This is a genomic window from Streptomyces sp. NPDC048291, from assembly GCF_043201715.1.
Taxonomy (GTDB): domain Bacteria; phylum Actinomycetota; class Actinomycetes; order Streptomycetales; family Streptomycetaceae; genus Streptomyces.
The window spans coordinates 21,135-40,931 of sequence record NZ_JBICZC010000022.1; the positions used below are offsets into that span (position 1 = coordinate 21,135).

The 19,797-nt window shown below is 66.7% G+C and carries 12 protein-coding genes; 6 read left to right on the forward strand and 6 right to left on the reverse strand.

Annotated features, from left to right (window positions below; all coding sequences use genetic code 11):
• Positions 1-386: 386 nt before the first annotated feature.
• A complete protein-coding gene (locus tag ACGF5O_RS44685; protein ID WP_393815777.1) occupies positions 387-938 on the reverse strand; it encodes a DUF742 domain-containing protein in 552 nt (183 codons plus the stop codon).
• Between the two features lie 116 nt (positions 939-1,054).
• Complete coding sequence (locus tag ACGF5O_RS44690; protein WP_393815778.1) at positions 1,055-1,567, reverse strand: RNA polymerase sigma factor; 513 nt, start codon at positions 1,565-1,567, stop codon at positions 1,055-1,057.
• Positions 1,568-2,299: 732 nt separating this feature from the next.
• Here ACGF5O_RS44690 and ACGF5O_RS44695 point away from each other — a divergent pair.
• A complete protein-coding gene (locus tag ACGF5O_RS44695; protein WP_393815699.1) occupies positions 2,300-3,004 on the forward strand; it encodes an HNH endonuclease family protein in 705 nt (234 codons plus the stop codon).
• Positions 3,005-3,170: 166 nt separating this feature from the next.
• Here the strand turns inward: ACGF5O_RS44695 and ACGF5O_RS44700 are convergent, their stop codons facing one another.
• Complete coding sequence (locus tag ACGF5O_RS44700) at positions 3,171-3,689, reverse strand: lamin tail domain-containing protein (protein WP_393815700.1); 519 nt, start codon at positions 3,687-3,689, stop codon at positions 3,171-3,173.
• 712 nt (positions 3,690-4,401) lie between these two features.
• On the opposite strand from ACGF5O_RS44700, the gene ACGF5O_RS44705 reads away from it, so the two are divergent.
• On the forward strand, positions 4,402-11,598 hold the full coding sequence (locus tag ACGF5O_RS44705) for an RHS repeat-associated core domain-containing protein (RefSeq protein WP_393815701.1): 7,197 nt from the start codon (positions 4,402-4,404) through the stop codon (positions 11,596-11,598).
• Complete coding sequence (locus ACGF5O_RS44710; RefSeq protein ID WP_393815702.1) at positions 11,598-12,065, forward strand: DUF4304 domain-containing protein; 468 nt, start codon at positions 11,598-11,600, stop codon at positions 12,063-12,065. The genes ACGF5O_RS44705 and ACGF5O_RS44710 overlap by 1 nt, the downstream gene beginning before the upstream one ends.
• Before the next feature lie 56 nt (positions 12,066-12,121).
• Here the strand turns inward: ACGF5O_RS44710 and ACGF5O_RS44715 are convergent, their stop codons facing one another.
• A complete protein-coding gene (locus tag ACGF5O_RS44715) occupies positions 12,122-12,544 on the reverse strand; it encodes a DUF4259 domain-containing protein (protein ID WP_393815703.1) in 423 nt (140 codons plus the stop codon).
• Between the two features lie 304 nt (positions 12,545-12,848).
• Here ACGF5O_RS44715 and ACGF5O_RS44720 point away from each other — a divergent pair, with 304 nt between their 5' ends.
• From ACGF5O_RS44720 to ACGF5O_RS44730, 3 genes are read left to right on the forward strand one after another with little or no spacing between them, the layout of a single operon-like run.
• Positions 12,849-13,820: a tyrosine-type recombinase/integrase gene (locus ACGF5O_RS44720; protein WP_393815704.1), complete on the forward strand. Its 972-nt coding sequence runs from the start codon at positions 12,849-12,851 to the stop codon at positions 13,818-13,820.
• Positions 13,817-14,893, forward strand: coding sequence for a hypothetical protein (locus ACGF5O_RS44725; RefSeq protein ID WP_393815705.1), 1,077 nt, complete (start codon positions 13,817-13,819; stop codon positions 14,891-14,893). Before ACGF5O_RS44720 ends, ACGF5O_RS44725 begins: the two co-directional genes overlap by 4 nt.
• Positions 14,788-16,104: a tyrosine-type recombinase/integrase gene (locus ACGF5O_RS44730; protein ID WP_393815706.1), complete on the forward strand. Its 1,317-nt coding sequence runs from the start codon at positions 14,788-14,790 to the stop codon at positions 16,102-16,104. Before ACGF5O_RS44725 ends, ACGF5O_RS44730 begins: the two co-directional genes overlap by 106 nt.
• A gap of 196 nt (positions 16,105-16,300) precedes the next feature.
• Here ACGF5O_RS44730 and ACGF5O_RS44735 read toward each other — a convergent pair whose 3' ends face one another.
• Both ACGF5O_RS44735 and ACGF5O_RS44740 read right to left on the reverse strand, forming a co-directional pair.
• Positions 16,301-16,870, reverse strand: a complete 570-nt coding sequence (locus ACGF5O_RS44735) for a hypothetical protein (RefSeq protein WP_393815707.1) — start codon at positions 16,868-16,870, stop codon at positions 16,301-16,303.
• Positions 16,839-19,415 carry a hypothetical protein gene (locus tag ACGF5O_RS44740; RefSeq protein ID WP_393815708.1) on the reverse strand — a complete coding sequence of 859 codons (2,577 nt, stop codon included), beginning with the start codon at positions 19,413-19,415 and terminating at the stop codon, positions 16,839-16,841. The genes ACGF5O_RS44735 and ACGF5O_RS44740 overlap by 32 nt, the downstream gene beginning before the upstream one ends.
• Positions 19,416-19,797: the final 382 nt, after the last annotated feature.

Below are 19,797 nucleotides of genomic sequence, written 5' to 3' on the forward strand. Positions count from 1 at the left end.
GATCTCCGCATTCCTGTCTGTGATTTCACAGCCCCGCCCCACGTCCCGCAGAAGATCCACAGATACGTCGCGGATAGTAATCAGATGCACCCTCAGCGCATCAAGAGTGATCCACGTCACATGGAATTGTTTTACATCGGCAAGGATTGACAAAAGGGCATTTAAAGAACTGATAAATCACGGAGCGTGAAGTTGATTGGATTGAATCCAGGTGAATTTCAAGTGGACATTAATTGGCTTCGCGAGGGTCATCGGGCCCACAGCGGTGACGACGGCGAGCCGCTCAAAGTCATGGCACCGTCCGGTGCGACGGATGCGCGCCCGGCGCCGATGAGGCGGCGCCGGACACGAACAGACAGCCAGGGCCCGTGCACGGCCCGGGCCGGCTACAGCTTGCGGAGTCCGCTGAGCACCCTTTCGAGGAGGGTCACGTCAGGGACGCTCCCCGACTCGGTGGCCATGGGCGCCTGAACATCGAGGAATCCGGCTTCCACGAGATCTGCTACCAGGATGCGGGTCACTCCAAGGGGCATGTGCAGGAGCGCCGCGATCTCCGCGACGGACTTGGTCTCCCGGCACAGGTGGCCGATCCGCTGGTGCTCCGGCAGCATCTCCGCCCACTGGGAAGGCTCGGCGACCGTGGAGATGAGCGCCTCGATGGCCAGCTGGTAGCGCCACGGATCGCGTGCCGGTCCGGCGGTCGCGAAATCCGGTGCGACGCTTGCGCGACCGGCACGGTCACCCGGTCCGGCAACTGCAACTGCAGCCCAGGACGCGGGGTAAGCCCCGGTGCCGGCTGCTGCACCGCCTTGCAGGCTCTGCAGGCGAGGGCCGTCGCCGTACCGGCGGCCGGCATCCGCAGCGTCCCCGGGACGGAATGCAGAGGACTGGCTTCCTGCCGCTTCCCGGTCTGCGGACCGGCGGCGGGCCTCGGCCATGACGCGTTCGAGTGCGGCCGACAGGGTCTCCGGTGCGGAATACCGTTCGACGAGCCGGTCGTAGGCGGCACCCTGATCGACCGACTCAGGCGCCCTGATGGGTGTCGGTTCCATCTTCATGCCTCCCTGTCCATCCGCATGGCGTTTCTCAGGGCCCGGCGTGCGTGGGTGAGGTTTGCCCTCGCCTGCGCGGGGGTGCATCCGAGGGCCTCTGCGATCTCCGAAGGCGTCATGTCGACCAGCGTCAGCGTCATGACCTGCTGCTGGCGACGGGGCAGAGCCGCGATCGCGCTTCCTGCGACCAGCGCGAGCTCTGCCGCAATGAGGTCCTGCGTCGAACCACGATCAGCAAGTTCCCCGTCGGGCAGCCCGAACTGCCGGTCTTTCGCCAGTTGGCAGGCCACCCGGAACGCGACCGTCCGGACCCAGGCCTGGGGTGCCGCCACTTTCGCCCAGTACTCCACCAGCTTCGTCATTGCTTCGGCGGCGGCGTCCTGCGCAATCACCTCGGCGAAACCGTGATGGGCAACCAGCATGGCGATCACCCGGGGGTAGTGACTCGCGAAGAAGGCCGCGAAGCCGTCGGGCTCACTGTCCACTCCGATCGCCTCTCCGGCCCAGGCGTGCATCACGCCCGTTCCTGCGCTTCATGACCACGAGCAGCAAGACCAGTACAGCGGAAGCGAGCGTGACTGCCACCGAGTTGGTCGTCACGTACAAGGTCCCGAGACCTCCCAGAACGGTGTTGATCAACAGCACTAAGCCAGCGGTTTCGCTGCGTTCCGAGCCCAGGGCCGGTTCGGGAACCGAATCCGGCTGCTCGGGAAGCTGAGGGTGGCTTTCCGTCATACCTACCTAGAGTCCAAAGAGAGCCCACCCGTAAAAAGTGAAGCGGGTCACACACGGGGCGCTGTGACCGCCTGCATCTGGGGGATGGAGGCCTGGCCCGCCGCTGCGGGGGAAAGCTGCGGGCCGGCAGTGCGGGCACCATCCCGCAGTGGCGCTCGCGCCGTGCGACATGACGGCGAAGCAGAAGTGACCGTCGGAAGGTTCCGTTGCCCGCCTCCGCGGAGCACGGGCGGGGAAGCCACACCACTCTGACGTTGCGCAGCCGGACGGCCGCGTGGAGCGTTACCGCTCCGCCCGCCGTGGCAGGGGGCCGCCCGGGCTCGCCCCGCCGACCCTTGCGGGAGACCGCCGCACAGGCGAGTGCCGGATCGGGGAGGCGGAGCGGTCTCCCCTGATGGTGTGACTAGTTCGCCGGTCGGGTGAACTCGTTCCGGACGGGCCAGCGCGGACCCGCCGGGGACGCTACGAAGATCACAACCCTGTTCGTGATCTGCGGAACGGAGAACCCGGCCGTGCGCCTTGCCCGCACCCGACGCACCCTGATCGCCGCGCTGTTCGCGCCACTCGCCCTGCTCGCCCCCACCACCGCCCACGCCACCACCGCGGTCGCCGGGCACCTGCCCGCACGGCACGCGCCCGGCGAGACCGTCACCCTGCCGGTCCGCGACGCACTCGCCGAGCTCACCGTGGCCGACGAGAGCCGCGCCGGCTACTCCCGGGACAAGTTCAAGCACTGGACCGACACGGACAAGGACGGCTGCAACACCCGCGCCGAGGTCCTCCTGGAGGAAGCCGTCACCGCCCCCGAGGTCGGCCCGAAGTGCGCGCTGAACGGGGGCAGCTGGTACAGCGCGTACGACGACCGGTACCTGGACAGCGCGAGCAAGCTGGACGTCGACCACCTCGTCCCGCTCGCCGAGGCCTGGGACTCCGGCGCCTCCGCCTGGACCCCGAAGGAACGCGAAGCCTACGCGAACGACCTGGACGACCCGCGGGCGCTGATCGCGGTCTCCGCGGCCTCCAACCGCTCCAAGGCCGACAAGGACCCCACCGAATGGTTGCCCCCCTACGCCGGCGACTGGTGCACGTACGTCACCGATTGGGTCGCCGACAAGACCCGCTACCAGCTGAGCATCGACCCCGCCGAGCAGACCGCGCTCACCGAGCGCCTCGCCGCCTGCCCCGACCAGCCCATCACCGTCACCCTCGTCCACTGACACGCGTCTGGCCCGTCACCACGGCGGAATGAGGTGACGGGCCAGACCGAGAAGACGGTACGCAACGCCGCGGCGGTGCGCCCCGCAAAAGAGGGACGCACCGCCGACAGCAAGGGACGCCGGGGCCGGGCCCGGGGTCGCCGGTCACCGGCGCCGCCGGAGGGGATCAGCGGCGCATGCTGCCACCGTTGCGGTGCTCCCCGCGGTGGTCGCGGTCGTCGCCGCGGTGGTGGCCCCAGGTGACCTCGTCGACCAGGCGGTCGCGGTCGTTGCGCAGGGTCGCGGTGTCGGCGTCGTTGTTCCACACGTAGGCGCGGCGATCCTGGTAGACGTCGGCGGCGCTGTCGCGGCCTTCGCCGGTGTGGACACGGACCGTGGCCCGCCCGTCCAGACGGAAGTGGCGGAAGGTGTAGGTGTGACCGGCCTCGTCCGTGAGGGTCCAGTGGTCCAGGTCCACCGCCCGGCGGGTCGTGTTGGTGACGTCCACCCACTCCTTGTTCAGGGAGCGGTTGGAGCGGTCATCACGCCCCGGCGAGTCGTACTGCACGGCGCTGATGACCACATCGTGGTGCGGGCGGGCCGACTGCTGGCCCGCGGCCGCGGCCGGCAGCGCGAACGCCCCCACCACGGCGCAGGCCACGGCAGCAGCAGCGGTCAGACGACGGGCGGAAACAGATACGGACATGGAGTCCCCCTTCTCGGGGCCGGACACCACCAGCGTCTGCAGCATGAAAGCCGCAGTTCGGTGGTGCGTTTGTGCGGGTCGGCGACCGGATCGGCCGCACACCCACACCCTGCCCGCCATGCGGAGGCAATGTGGCGGTTACGCGAAGGTCGTAACGGATCCTGCATATTCCTATGACTCTCGCCTGCAACATCCATATATACGGTGAATGCAGATGATTGATGAGTTGCCACCGGTACATCCTGGTGCTGGAGCGGGATCGCGGAGACGGACCGGTACCTCAACACCCACACCAGTCTCGGGCCGTCACCTGAAAGTGCGTAACAGCCGGTACGAGCCGAACGGGCGATGACCTGCATCCGGCCGGCAGCACCGATGGCGCAGTTGCCCCCGGGACATATACGGGCCCGGCCGGAACCACCCTTGCGCGCGGCGCGGCCCGTAGCGGCTGATGCAGCTTTCACGATCGGCTGGCACCGGCGCCTTGACCCTTGTGATCGAGGTCACTGGCCGCTTCGGGAACCCATGATCACTCCCCCTGTTCACAGGCCATTCACACGATTTACAGTCTCGCTTCATTGGCCAGCTTTTGGTCAAGTCCGGCTGCGGCGTGCTGTGGTCCGGCTGTTTGTGCTGTCTGTTTCTGTTCGGTCTTCTGTGAGTGCCGGTCTCTGCGCATGGGCGCGGGGGTTGGTGTGGGGGTGGGGTGCTGGTGGCTGCTCGGCGTACGCGCAGGCTCTCCGTCGGTGTGGCGGGTGCGGTGCTGGCGGGTCTGTTGTCGACGGTGGGGGTGGTGTCGCCACAGCAGGCGACCGCCGCGGCGTCGTCGGACGACGGGACGCCGGTGGTGCCGGCCCAGTCCGTGGGGACGGTGCCGGCGCAGCAGGCCGAGGAGGCGGGCACGGTGTTGCCGGCGCCGAAGTGGCCGAAGGCGGCCGAGGCGACGGTGGATCTGTCGCAGGCGGCACCGGGTGATCCGGGTACGGTCACCGCGAGCCCGTCCGTCTCTGCGAGCGGCGGTACCACCGAGGTCGCGGACGTGGTCGAGGTCGCCCCCGTGAACGAAGGCAGCGGCACCTCGGCGCAATTGTCCCGTGCCAGGCTCACGGAGGACGACACAGCCTCCCCGCAGCCGACCGCTTCGGACGGCTCCTCGCCCCAGCCGGACGGCGCTGACAGCCTGGCCACGGATCCCGCCGCCACGGACAGCGCCGAAGCGACGGCGTCCGCCTCTGCCGATCCGGATCCGGATGCGAGCCGGTCGCCGCAGCCGTCGGACTCGGCGTCGGCGCCTCCCGCCGACGACGGGGATCCGGTGTCGCCCAACCAGGTCGAGGTGCGGGTCCTGGACCACGATGACGTCGCCCCGGCGGGTGGCGTCGGGATGGGTGTGCAGGTGCTCCGTACGGACGGTGTCGCCTCGCCCGGACAGGTGCAGGTCTCGATCGACTACTCGGGCTTCCAGTACGCCTACGGCGGGGACTTCGCCGACCGGTTGCGCCTGGTGAAGGTTCCCGCGTGCGCCCTGCAGACGCCGGATGCCGCGGAGTGCCAGCAGCGGGAATCCGTGCCCGTGGACAACGACACCGCCAAGGGCACGCTGACGGCGACGGTGGAGGCGGAGCCGGACAGTGACGGCCTGTCCACGCAGCTGGCCGCCGGCTCGGCATCGGTTTACGCGGTGACCACGGGCTCGTCCTCGGACCAGGGCGACTACCGAGCATCCACGCTGTCGCCGACCGGGTCGTGGGACGTGTCGACCGGCTCAGGCGCCTTCACCTACAACCTGCCCGTCAGCCTGCCAGCCCCCGCGCACGGCAAGGCGCCGTCGCTGGCGATGTCGTACAACTCGCAGTCGGTCGACGGGCGGACCTCGGCGACGAACAACCAGGCGTCCTGGGTCGGCATGGGCTGGGACCTGAACGTCGGCTACATCGAGCGCCGTTACCGCAACTGCACCGAAGACGGCCTCAAGACGATCGGTGACATGTGCTGGGACTCTCCCAACAGCTCGAAGGAGCCGGACGGAGCCGTCTACGTCATCAGCTTCAACGGCGTCACCTCCCAGCTCATCCAGGACAACACCGGCACCGGCTCCTACCACGTGCAGGACGATCCGGGCTGGCGCGTGCAGCACATCACCTCGGGCGGGTACGGGGCGGACGACGAGTACTGGGTGATCTCCACCCAAGACGGCAGCCGCTACTACTTCGGCTGGGGCCGCAACGAACGCACTCAGGGCTCGACCGGATCGGTGTTCACCGAACCGGTCGTCGGCAACGACGCGGGCGAGCCGTGCCACGCGCAGTTCCCCGAGCCGTGCACGCAGGCATGGCGGTGGAACCTCGACCGCAGCGTCGACCCCAACGAGGTGGAGACCGCCTACTACTACGACAAGCAGACCAACTACTACCGCTCCGTCGCCAATACCGACAAGGCCCGCTCCTACACCGCCTCTGGCTACCTGACCCGGATCGAGTACGGCTGGGCCTCCCAGATCTCCGGTTCGAAACCGACGGGCAAGGTCGAGCTCAGCCACGTCAAACGGTGCGTGGAGCGCATGGCGGAGACCGATCCGCTGCGCGACGAGCCGGCCGCGTGCCCGTCGATCTCCTCCAGCCCCACGTCCTATCCGGACGTGCCGCTGGACCTGCTGTGTGACGGCACGGCGGCGGACTACTACTGCGCGGGCAAGACGTACTACCCGACGTTCTTCAGCACGGACATGCTGTGGGACATCAAGACCTTCGTGCTGAACACCACGGCCGACGGGTGGGACCTGGTGCAGCAGTACCAGACCAAGCACGGCCTTCCCAACCCCTCGGGCACGATCGGCAAGACGCTGTGGCTGGACTACGTCCAGCGCGAGGCGTATGGCACGGGCGCGAACAAGGTGCTGCCCGTCATCAACTTCAACGGCATCGACCTGGACAACCAGGTCGGCTCCAGCGAGCTGAACTTCCGCCGCGTCAACACCATCCACGGCGACCTGGGGGCCACCACCACCGTCACCTACGACGCACCCGATCCCTGCACCATCGACAACCTGCCCAGCGAGTCCTCCAACACCAAGGACTGCTTCTGGCAGAAGTGGACGCCCGAGGGCGGCAGTGAAAAGACGGGCTGGTTCAAGAAGTTCCTGGTCACGAAGGTGACCGTCGACCCGACGGTCACCAGCAGCCAGGACGGCGCCCCGGAGATGACCACCAGCTACACCTATGACGGCGGGGCCGGCTGGCGCTTCACCAACGACCCCCTCACCAAGGACGACGACGAGTCGTGGTCGGACTGGCGCGGCTACCACACGGTGGAGGTCACCACCGGCAGCGGCGCGGTCAAGCACACCACCGTCAGCTGGCTCTACCGTGGCCTGGACGGCGACCGCACCTCCAAGTCCGATGCGTCCAAGACCCGGTCGGTGTCCGTCGCCGACGGTGAGGGCACCAGCTACACGGACTCGGCCTGGCTGCAGGGCCAGACCATCGAGACCTCCAGCCGCGACGATGCAGGCAGCTCCCACCAGCACGTCTTCCATCACTACTGGACCTACGACACCGCCCAGTACATCGGTCTGCCCGACGCACGCTTCGTCCGCGAGGACCAGACCACCACCCAGACGAAGATCTCCACCGGCTGGCGCACCCACGTCGTCCAGAACGAATACGACGCGAGCACCTCCACCTCTACCGTCTACGGCCTGCCTCTGCGCACCGACGACCAGGGTGAGCAGGGCGTGTCCGACAACCAGTGCACCACCTACGGCCGCGCCTACAACACCGACTACTTCGACGGCAGCAAGGTCCAGCGGTGGATGATCCTGCCCGACGAGACCCGCCACTACGACACCGGCGGGGGCAGCTGCGCCGACCGGGACGCCTCCAACCAGGACGCCTACAGCTACACCCTCTACGACAACGCCGCCTCCGTCTCCGCGAACCACCCGGCCGACGGCAACGCCACCGCAACCGGCACCTACACGACGGCCGGTGACAGCGACCCGCAGCGGGCGACGTTCGGCTACGACGCAGCCGGGCGGCAGATCTGGTCCCAGGACGCCGACCTCAACCGCACCACCACCACCTACAACCCGTCCAGCAACTGGCCGCTGAACGGCATCATCACCACCACCCCCGACCCCGACGGCTCCCAGAGCACCCGAGGGCCGCTGACCAGCACCGTGTGGAACTCCCGGTTCTGGGGCGTGCCGTACCAGACCAAGAACGCAAACGGCGACATCACCAAGATCACCCTCGATGCCGCCGGACGCGTCACCGAGGTGTGGGAGCCCACCGAGACAGGCGCCAATCCGTCCCTGAAGTACGAGTACAGCATTCCCACCACGACCAGCGGCGGCGTCCCGGACTCCGCCGTCGGCTACCCCATGACGACGACGTCCACCCTGCAGTCCGGCAGCACCTACGTGACGTCGTACGCCTACGCCGACGGCCTCGGCCGCGCCCGCGAGACCCAGGCAAATCTCCCGTCCGAGTCGCCCACCAAGCCCTACCGGCAGGTCGCGGTGACCCGGTACGACTCGGCCGGCAACGCCACCGGCACCTCCGCCGTCTTCCGCAGCACAGGCATCGCGGGCGGACCCGACCCGGTCAGTCCCAAGGTCGAGGACCTGCCCTCCTACACCGAACTCACCCTCGACTGGGCCGGCCGCACCACCATGTCCCAGATCCTCGTCGGCGACGGCACCAGCACACGCGCCATCCCCGAAGGCCAGACCTGGACCGCCTACTACGGCGACTACACCTCGGTCACCACGCGCGCGTCCGGAGCCACCGACACCTACACCAACATCTTCGGGCAGCCCTCACAGGTCGTCGAGCACAACGGCAGCTCCACCTTCACCACCAAGTACACCTACGACGACAAGGGCCAACTGCAGCAGATCAGCGATCCGCGCGGCAACAACACCTACTACACCTACGACTGGGCCGGAAACCGCAAGGAAGCCGACGACCCCGATTCCGGTGTCACCAAAACCACGTACGACCACAACGGGCGCGTCAGTTCGGTCGGCAACAAGATCAACCCGGTCACGAAGTGGCCGACCAACACCCTGACCTACGGCTACGACACCCTCGGACGGCAGACGTCCGTCAGCCAAGGCACCACCACTCTGGCCTCGTGGCAGTGGGACGGTCTCGGAGTGAGCGGCGGCAAGGGCCAGATCACCTCCGCCACCAGCACCGACGCCAACGGCAACACCTACACCGTCAAGACCGGCGCCTTCGACAGCCGCGGCCGGCCGCTCAGCACCACCGTCACCCTCCCCGCCGCCGTCAACGGCCTGGCCGGCGACTACACCACCAGCTATCACTACGACGCCGCCGACCACATCACCGCCGTCGACTACCCCGCCGCCGGCGGCCTGGCCGCGGAGACCGTCAACACCACCTACAACGACTACGGCCAGCCCACCAGCCTCGCCTCCAGCACGCAGACCTACGTCAAGAACACCGCATACAACGCCTACGACCAGCTCACCGACCGCTACTACGGCAACCCCACCGTCGGCACCAACACCGTCACCGCGCAACGCCACTACGACTACGACCAGACCGACGGCACCCGCCAGCTCACCGGCATCACCACGACCACCACCGTCGACCAGTCCACCACCCAACAGCGCCAACAGGACACCTACACCTACGACAACGACGGCCGCATCACCGAGATCCGGGAACAGGCCACCGGCCAGACCGCCCAGTCGCAGTGCTTCACCTACGACGACCAGGGCCGCCTGAACAACGCCGACACCCGCAGCCTCCTCAAGTGCCAGGCCCCCGGCACGAACTCCGACTTCCTCGGCGAAGCCCCCTACCAGACCGCCTACGCCTACGACCGCCTGGGCAACCTGCAGTCCGTCACCGACACCCACTCCACCGGGGAGGCGGTCAGCCGCGACTACCTCTACCCCGGCTACGACGACACCGGCACCTGGACCACCGCCAACGCCCCCCAACTGCACGGCGTCCGCAAAATCAACATCAAAACGGGCAGCACAACCACCGGCACCGAAGACTTCACGTACGACACAGCCGGGCAGATGCTCAAGCACATCGAACCCAGCAAGACCTCCGACTACACCTGGACCCCCCAAGGCCAGCTCGCCACCGCCACCACCACCGACCCCACCGGCAGCAAACTCACCCGCTACACCTACGCCGCCGACGGCAACCTCCTCACGCGCACCACCCCGCAAGAGACCATCGCCTACCTCGGCGGCATGGAACTGCACACCGACGGCACCAAAACCACCGCCACCCGCTACTACACCTGCGGCGGCGCCACCGTCGCCATGCGCACCACCACCGGCACCTCCAGCGGCAACACCCTCACCTACCTCATGGCCGACAACCAGGCCTCCACCCAGCTCACCGTCAACGCCGCAACCGGCACCACCACCCGCCGCCGCTACACCCCCTTCGGCGACGAACGCTCCGGCACCCTCCCCACCGGAACCAGCAACGGCTTCCTCGGCAAAACCGAAGACACCACCACCGGCCTCTCCCTCCTCGGCGCCCGCGCCTACGACCCCCACCTCGCACGCTTCCTCAGCCCCGACCCACTCGTCACCCCCTACAACCCGCAGAACCTCTCCGCCTACAGCTACACCAACAACAACCCCATCAACTACACGGACCCCTCCGGCCTCGGCGCCGTGAACTCCGACGGCGTCATGTGCGGCACAGGGGCACAATGCGATGACTTCGCAAAGAACCATCCCGACGTCGGCAGCACACCCAGCCAAAGCGACTCCGACACCAGCTGGCAGAACACGGTCACGCCCGCATCAACCGATGCACGCACCCTCGGACAACAGTTCTACGAATTCGGGGTCAACAAACTTGCCGCCAGCACGGAAGGCGGCTACTGGTACCCCAAGACGCACAGCTCCGGTGAATCGGACATCGTCTGCTTCGGCCGCACCGCCTGCAATGCCGCCTACGCCTACATCCTCCGCCATCCCGGCGACATAGCCGGCGCGAAGCACATCGCCGCAACCTACTGCCTGGACCACATGGCCAAGTGCCAAACAGACGCACGCGTCTGGGACCGGTCCCAAGGAATCGGCACCGAATTCGTCCAGGCCCTCGGACTCGGCGACGGCTCAGCCCTCCGAATCGGAAGTACAGAAGCAGCTGCCGGCATGTGCAGTTTCTCACCCGACACACCCGTCCTCATGGACGGCGGCAAAACCAAACCCATCGGGAAAATCCGCCCAGGCGACAAAGTCGAGGCAGCCGACCAGAAAACAGGCAGGCACGTCGGCGCACGCGAGGTGCAGCAAGTATGGATCAACCACGACACAGACCTGCTCGACCTCGTCATCCGCACCAAAGACGGCCACACAGCAACCCTCCACACCACCGCCAGCCACCCCTTCTGGGACGACACACAAGGCCACTGGATACCCGCCGGCCGCCTCCACAACGGCGACGCCCTGCAGACGGCAACCACCACGCACGCCCAAGTCGTCACCACCCGCCCGACCCCCGGCACGGCCAACCGCTGGAATCTGACAGTCCAGCAACTCCACACGTACTATGTGCTGGCGGGCGAGACGCCGGTACTCGTTCACAACGCAACGTGTTCACGTAATGAAAAGGGGCAATTCACATCTGGCGAGAATGCGGATGCGGCCCGCGGTCGTCTGACACACTTGAACTACAGGAATGCCTTGGGGGCCGGGTACGATTTCGAAGTCCGGCTTCCGAGTGGACTGAGACCCGACGCGGTCGATTGGAATAATCGAGTCGTTCGCGAGTTGAAGTCAGATGCGCCGAGCAGCATGGCGACGGGGCGGCGCCAGTTGCAGAAGTACGTTGCTGAACTGGAAGAGATAACTGGCCAGAGCTGGACTGGGCATCTCGATATCTACAAGAGGTTCGACTGATGGTTAATTCGGCCCCCCTACTGGAGGTCTTTGATGAAGTTTTCAGACCTCTTGGATTCCGCAAGAAGTCTGGAAGCTGGTATAGGACGTCCGGCGACATCTACTGCCTGGTTGGCGTGCAGAAATCAAGCTGGGACGAGTCATGCTATGTAAACGTCGGGTTTGCTCCAACGGGCACGACGAAAGACGGCTGGCTACCCGAAAATAAATGCCTGGTTAGATTTAGAGTGGATGCAATCACCTCCATTTCTCGCGAAGCGCTGGAACTTCTTTCCGAGGGAAGGCGGGAGGGAGTGCGGCCGAATGAGCTTCGATCATCTCTGATGGAAAAGATTGCAGTTCCGGTGGCCTTGTTGGTCGACCCGATCCGAAGCCTGGGGGACTTGCAATCCCTGCTTCGGTCCCGCGTTTCTGGGCAGGTTTTCATTCATCGCGAGATCAGAGAGGCGGTGCTGGACGGGGAGTAGGGCTACGCAGCCTGGCTCTGGTCCAATTGCTGTGACTCGCGACTGTCGGTGATCGCTCAGATGTCGAAGAGGGCTTCGTCTTGTGGAGGGACCGGAGGGTCAAGGACATCGCGAAGGCGGGTGATGTCGTGGCGCCACTTCGAGCCGTTCGCAGCGTCGACCCAAAGTTCGGCGAGTTCAGACCGCTCGGAGGCCACTTGGTCCAGAGCGTCGACGGCGAGTGTTCGAAGGTCTGCGGACAACTCTGGCAGCGGCTCTGACGGACCGTAGTTCGAGCATGTCGGTTCGCCATCTGGGTGCTGAGCCGCGATTAGGGCGGCCGCGGCCACTGCTCGCTCGCCGTCGGAGGTATCCAGGAAGTCCGCATGGTCGGCGGCGCGTTTGAGCGCGCTGCGGATCATGGCTTCGCGTTCTTCCGGTGCTGCCTCGTCCAGGTCACCTCCGAAGTCGGCGGCGGTGTCGATGTCCCAGGTGCCCATTTCTCTCCTCGCTTGGCCGTCGGGAGATCGTCGCATTGGCCACCGACAGCGAGGTCAGGAGGCAAGCAGCACCCGCTTGCGCAGGAGCTTGAAGCCCGCGCAACCGTACATCTGCCGCTTGAGCATCTTAGAAGTTACGTGGAATCTGGCTGGGTGATCATGTAGCCCGGCTTCGTCCACGGACCTGGGGAACGGCTTGAGCAGCACATCGGCACTCGTGGCCAGGTGGCCAGTACTGGCACGGCATGAGTATGCGGCGACCTGGTTACAGGCGTGGGAAGACCTCGGTCGTGCGCCGCGGACCTTGGACGCGTACGCACGCGGTCTGGCGGAGTATCTGTCTTTGTGTGAGCGGGAGGGCGCCGATCCGCTGGCCGCCGGCCGGGCCCACGTGGGGGTGTTCGTACGCGAGCTGACATCGCGGCCTCACCGGCGCGGGGCGAACGTCGTCTCGATCACTTCCGGCGTGGGGCTGGCGAACGCGACGGTCCAGCAGCGACTTGTGCCTGTGCGGCTGTTTTACGACTTCCTGATGGAGGAAGGTCTGCGTGCATCGAACCCGGTGGGCCGCGGGCGGTACACACCGGGCCGGCGCGGCAGCGGTCAGCAGCGGGGTCTGGTGCCGCGCTTTTCCAGGTTGCCGTGGATCCCCGACGAGCAGCAGTCGCGGGATCTTCTGGATGTGGCGCGGTGTGAGCCGGTGCGCAACCGGGTGATGCTGGCGCTGGCCTATGACGCGGCCCTGCGGCGGGAGGAGCTGTGTTCGCTGCGGACCGATGATCTGGATCCGGCGCACCGGACGGTGCGGGTGCGGGCGGAGACGACGAAGAACCGGCTCGAACGGGTGGTGCCGTACTCGGCGCCGACGGGTGTGCTGCTGAGTGAGTACCTCGTGCATCGTGCGACGGTCAGCCGGGCACGGGGGCCGCTGTTCCTGTCGGAGTCGCGGCGCAACCACGGCCAGCCGCTGAGTCTGTGGACATGGTCGAAGGTGGTCCGGCGGCTGGCGCTGACGGCCGGGGTCGAGCGGTTCTCCACCCACACCACCCGGCATCTGTGCCTGACCGACCTCGCGCGTATGGGCTGGGAGCTGCACGCCATCGCCTCGTTCGCCGGACACCGGCACACCGAAACGACCCTCCAGTACATCCACCTCTCCGGCCGTGACCTCGCCGAAAAACTGAAGAACGGGATGGACCATATTCACTCCTGGCGCATCCAGATGCTCGCCCGCGCCGAGATACCCCAGGCCACGGCGGGGGGAACTGGGCGATGACGACCGCCTCCATGCCCCAGGACACGAACCACCCCTGGCACTCCCCGATCGACCTGCGCCGCTACGACCGTTCGCCGGCGCTGACCGGGGCGGAGCAGGTCGCCATTCGCGAGCTGGACCTGCGCAACCTGCGTCGGCAGCGCTATCACGATCCCGACGCCCCGCAGTGGGCTGACATCAGCCGCCTCACACGCCCACTGCAGGACATCAACGCCGGGTTCGACGTGCCGCCCACCGAGTATGCGCGCCGGGCTGCGAACGACGCCGTCGCCGTGGTACTGCTGCGATGCGCGGATGAGGGCCGCGCGTACTGGGCCTGGAACCGCGAGGACTGGCTGCGCTTCCTCGGCCGCAACCACAGAGCGTTTCAAGAGCAGGTACCCGACTGGACCGCGGGCGCCATGCGCCCGTCTCTGTGCGGGTACGCCTACCACCTCGCAGGCTTCACCGGTTTCAACCGACTGGGGCACTTCGACCGGCTGGCACTCGCCTGCCGCGTCTTCGGCCGTCACCTGGTCGAAGACGAGATCAGCCAGGTCCGCGCCGTGCTGACCGGCTGGGGCTACCAGTACGGGCAGGAACACGACAAGGGCGTGCCCTCCGTCATGAGCCAGCTCTTCCTCCTCAACCGCAGCCCCCACAGCAGCGACCTCACCACCTCCTTCTTCGACCGCGTCCGACGTGATCACCTCCTGACCGACGAAGGCACGAAGGTCCTGTTCGCGGTGCAGCGGGCTGTTGCCACGCTCGGCCACTGCGAGACGCCCGCCCTGCGCTCAGGGGCTGAACCGGCAGGCCACACCGGGGTCCCACCGATATGGAGTGAGTGGGTGGAACGGTGGACGGCCACGACGACCATGACGCACCGCCCCCGCCTGCACGTCCGGGCCGCGCTGCTGAAGACCGGACGGTGGATCGCCGCACAGCAGCCGCAAGCCGCCGATCCCGCCACATGGACCCGGCAGACATGCGCGGCCTGGATCGCGGCCGTCGACCGCATGGAGGTCGGCGAACCAGCAGCTTCGCAGAACGCCTCGGGCAGCCGCTGCAGGCCAACTCAAAGGCCGGCCTGATCCGCTCCGTACGGGTCTTCTTCCGCGACCTCCAGGACTGGGAGTGGCTGCGCCCGGGATTCGACCCCCTGCGAGCTCTGTCGGTGCCGCGCAGCATCACCGCCCTGCTCGGACCACACCCACGGGTGATCGCTGACGAGGTCTGGGCCAAGCCGCTGTGGGCCGGACTCAACCTGGAATCGGCCGACATCCCCCGCGGCAAAGCCGGACCCACCTACCCCCTGGAACTCGTCAGAGCCGTCACGCTGACCTGGCTGTTCGCCGGGCAGCGCAGCAACGAGATCGCCCGGCTGCGCCTGGGCTGCATCCGCTGGCAGCACGACGGCAATCCCGTCGCCGGTGACTCCGCGCGCATCCTCGCCCGGGACGCCGTCTGTCTGCTGGACGTGCCCGCGCACAAGACCGGCGCGGCGTTCACCAAACCGGTCGACCCGCTGCTCGGACAGGCCATCAACGCCTGGGAAACCCTGCGCCCCCAGCAGCCGAAGCGAACCGACAAACGCACCGGAGAACAGGTCGACTTCCTGTTCGCCTACCGCGCCCGCCCTGTTTCCAGCGGCTACATCAACAGCAGCATCATTCCCATGCTCTGCCGCAAGGCCGGCGTCCCGGCCGCCGATGTCCGCGGCAACATCACCAGCCACCGGGCCCGCTCCACCATCGCCAGCCAGCTCTACAACGCCAAAGAGCCCATGACTCTGTTCGAGTTGCAGGCGTGGCTCGGGCACCGCTCCCCGGAATCCACCCAGCACTACGCGAAGATCAGCCCCAACACGCTGAGCAAGGCGTACGAGGACGCCGGGTACTTCGCCCGCAACGTGCGCACCATCGAAGTCCTCGTCGACCGCGACGCTGTCACCTCCGGCGCGGCTGCGGCGGGGGAACCGTGGCAGCACTACGACCTGGGGCACGGCTACTGCACATACACGTTCTTCGAGCAGTGCCCGCACCGCATGGCCTGCGCGCGCTGCGACTTCTACACGCCCAAGGATTCCAGCAAGGCACAGCTCCTGGAGGCGAAGGACAACCTCCAGCGCATGCGGGCCACTATCCCGCTGACTGACGAAGAACAGGCGGCTGTCGAGGACGGCCGAGTCGCCCTTGAGCGGCTCGTGGAGCGCCTCACGGATGTCCCCACCCCTTCCGGTCCTACCCGACGCCAGTTGCTGCCGATCATCGAAGTCCGACGGGACGCCACCGAGGACCGGTGACACGGCTCACGGCCTGCTCCTGTGCCACCACAAGCCCTGGGGCACCGGGCCGGCACCGTCCCACCCATGCCTCGGGTGGGGGATGCTGCGGCGGTGTAGCGGCTGTCGGCCGGCAGGCGCCACGCGCCGCGCAGCGGTTGCCTCCGTCGGAGGCAACCGCTGCGCGGCGCGTGGCGCCTGCGGGATGTGCCGGTGGTTACTTCATGTCGAGTTCGTACTCGCAGCGCACCTTCTGGGTGTACTTCTCGCTGCCTTGTGTGTAGTTCACGCGGCAGCCGCTGAGGTGCTTCGTGATGCGACCGACAATCTTGACTTTGACCATGAAGTAGTAGTCACCACTGTCCTTGTGACTCCGTATCACGATCGGTTTCCCGGCGTAGTTCGGCATTTTGGTCATGTCCCTGGTTCCCGCGGTATTTTTGTCTCCCTCGATACTGTCCAGAATGTATCCGTTTGTGTCCTTCATCGAGTAGAGCGGGTATCCCTCGACCTTGGCGCCGGACGGAACGTTGTCGAGCCGCACGGAGGTAATCCGGACGGTCGTCTTTGAGTTGTTGATGAACGTGGGGAAGGCGAATCTCCAGGTAGTTCCGATTTTGGCGTGGGGAACGCCCAGGATCCCGCCAGCGGGAGGTCCATCCGCCGTGAGAGCGTGCCCTGTGGCAGGTGAGGAACCCGCCGAACTCGCGCAGGAGCCGAGCACGGCGGTGGCAACACCCACCAGCACCAATCGGCTAAAACGAGTAAAACACGCGCGGGTTGCCACTGAGCCTGTCCTTTGCTCCCCAGATATCATGCTCCCCGGAGTGTGTTCCGGCCTGGATCCTCTGGAGGTGTGCGCCGTTGTACATCGTCGTGGAGGAAATGCCGACGCCGAACACAGTGGCTCCCACGGTGTAGGTCAAAGACCGCGACCATGAATAGGTGAAGAACGTGTCGGGGTGCACGACGCCCTGGTGGCTGGCAGGCGCGCTGCGGTACTGGTAGTACCCGTCGGAACTGGCGACGTTCTTGCCGAACTTGGCGACCTCGCCGCCGGAGGGGACCTTGTAGCCGAGGGGACGGATCTCGTAACCGTAGGTGGTGGGGCTGTGCAGGCAGGTCACCTTGGTCCGGACGTAGGCGTAGTTGATGGGCACGCGCCACTGCCGGGCGAAGTACGGGCCCTTCCCCGTGAACCCGGTGGACACCCCGGTGGCCTTGGTTTCGCTCGCGGTGCCGGTGATGGACCAGTCGCTGCCGTTGACGCTGGTGGCGATACCGAGCTGGCTCGACATCGAACTGCCATACTCGAAGCTTGCCTTGGCGTCCCAGTAGGCGTGGGCCTCACCGACGGTGGTGTACTGGATCTGCTTCTTCAGGATGGTTTCGTGGGGGGTGCACACGTTGTCCAGGGGGATGACGCTGCTGTAGTCCACACCGCCGGCTGTATTGGCGGAGTAGGTGCTCACTCTGCTGGTAGCGGACTGGTATCTCGGGAGGGGGGCAGTGTCACCGGCCGGGTCGGCGGAGTCCGTGATCGACTGGGCGAGGCTTGAGGCGGTGTCCGAGTCGGCTGGCGCGTCCAGTGGTGTGGTGTCGGTGTCGATGTTCAGGGCCTGGGTGTGCGGGGTGCTGTAGGTCCGCACGTCCTGGGACGCCTGCGTCGTCGACGATCCTTCGGCCACGCCCGCGCTGAGGTCGTCGGTCGCTGTCAGCAACTTGCCGTCAGTGGTGTAGCCGTTGACAGTGGCGGACAGGTTGAGAACGCCGTTGTTGGCGTCGGCGAGCGTCTGCAGGTTGCTCGGCAGCGGATCGGGCAGGGTGTACGACCAGCTGCCGTCCGAGGCGGTGGTCGTGGTTCCGACGACCGGCAGCGTAATCTCACCGCTGGTGTCGTCGGTCAGCGCGTCGGGCGCGGTCAGGGTCACCGTCAGGTTCGGCACAGCCGCCCCCGCACCGTTGGTGAACGTGCCCGACACGGTCGCCGCACCGGAGGCGGGACTGACCGTCGGCGCCGGGGTGTCGCTCACCTCGGGCCCTGCGGAGACGCTGACCGCCTCGGTCGGCTTCGGGCCCGGGTCGCTGGCCGTCGGGTCGGGTGCGGTGTCCGTAGGGTCGGGTGTCGCCGGGGCCTGGTCGGTGGAGAACCAGCCCTCCAGGTCGACGATGAGCTGGATGGTGCCGGAGCTGCCGTTGTAGATGCTGACCGCACCCTGCGTGCCAGGCTGGGCGAACACCAGGTCGGAGGTGGAGATACCGGCCTGGAAGCTGTCCACCGAAGTGACGGTCGGCATGGTCGTCCCCGTGGGCCACACCCGCAGATAGCCGGAGTTCTGCTGCCCGGTCGTGGTCAGATTGAGCACCGCGGCACCGAAGGACGTCGGGATGCCGTCGTTGCCGCCCACCGCGACGCTGACGCTGCCGCCGGCCGGGATGGCCGTGGAGTTACGGGTGTCGAGCAAGCGGTCCTGAACAGCGGTGAAAACGCCGCCGTTGGAGGGCGCATCGGTGAAGTAGCCGTAGACGTCCAGGACGACATCGATCGACTGCGTGGACGACCCATTCTTCAGGGTGATCTGACCGTCTGTGCCCACCGGGATGACCGCACCCTGCGAGGTGGTGACGCTCTTGTAGTCCATGACCGGCTGCCCGGTCGAACCGCCCGTCGCGTAGGCGTACAGGCTTCCGTCGTCTCCCGATGCGGGGACGATGAGGTTCGCATAGACGGACGCCTCGTCGCTGATGCCGGCCAGGCCGTCGATCTGCACGTTCAGCGTTCCACCGGGAGCGATCTTCGCCTCCGGGGCTCCGGTTCCGTTGCGGGTGTCCAGCAGCCGCTCCTGCGCGACAGGAACATACCCGCCGGGAGACGTGGCACCGCCGGCAGAGGTGAAGTAGCCGCTGACGTCAACGACCAGGTCGACGGTGCTGCCGGAGTTGTAGACGTCGATCTTCCCGTCCGACCCGACCGCGACGATCGCCGCGTTGCTCGTCGTGTCTCCGCTGGAGAAGTTCACCGTGGATCCGGGTGAGGGCTTGGTCGTACCGTCGGGCCACATCTCCAGGTAGCTGCCCGAGGACGTGGCGTTCACGGCCTTGACGACCAGTGACACCGCGGACACCCCGGAGGAAGGCACCCCGCCCACACCCGCCACCTGGAAGGACGTGGTGGAAGCCGCGCCGAGCGCCGCGCTGACACCGAGGGATGTCCGGGTGTCGACGATCTTGGAAGAAGGCGAGATAGGGAAGTAGTCACCGCTGGAGGCGGTGGTGGCACCCGCGCTCGTCAGGCTCCCCAAGCCGAGCCACGCGAGTACGGAGACGAGCACGACGGCGAGTGTCAGAGGTCTGTACCGGGTGCGTCTGGCTTGCAACATCTATGAACCCCCCAAGCGTTTATGGACTTCATCCCCGATGGGGATCATGTCCGAGTTCAAAGGATCGTAAGGATTGCTTACTTAAACGATCAACGATCAACGACTCAAGGGCGCGCAAAGAAGGATGAGGGTTTCAGGTGCTGACCTGCGTAAATCTGCTGCTTGGACTTGCGTCCGGCCCATCTCGGGACTCTTCGCGGATTTCCGCGCTCTTTGCGGATGCGTGCACGGGATCTGTGGACCCTGAATCCGCTGGAGGGCGGCGAAAGTGCCCGCCTTGGCTGAAAGTAACCGTGCAGCGACTCGAGTTGGCCAGTGGCTGCGTCCACCCGCA